The organism is Hyunsoonleella flava, from assembly GCF_004310325.1.
Classification (GTDB): Bacteria; Bacteroidota; Bacteroidia; order Flavobacteriales; family Flavobacteriaceae; genus Jejuia; species Jejuia flava.
On the sequence record NZ_SIRT01000056.1, the window covers coordinates 1 to 304 of the forward strand.

The 304-nt window shown below is 37.5% G+C and carries 1 pseudogene; it reads left to right on the plus strand.

Annotation, left to right across the window (positions count from 1 at the left end):
- A pseudogene (locus tag EYD45_RS16625) lies at window positions 1-304 on the plus strand (DNA polymerase III subunit beta); the annotation flags it as partial.

Consider the following 304-nt stretch of genomic DNA (forward strand, 5'->3'; position numbering starts at 1 on the left):
AACGATTGAATACAACGACTCAAACGCAAAGTTTACTTTTGAAAATTCTGAGTTGATTTGTCGTGTGATAGATGGGAAATACCCTAATTACGAAGCGGTAATCCCAAAGGAGAATCCAAATAAATTAAGTATTGACCGTACGCAATTTTTAAACTCTGTGCGTCGTGTTAGTATTTTCTCTAACAAAACCACACACCAAATACGCCTGAAGATTGCAGGTGCAGAATTAAATATTTCTGCGGAAGATATCGATTACAGCAACAAAGCCGAAGAGCGTTTAACGTGCGATTATCAAGGTGATGAT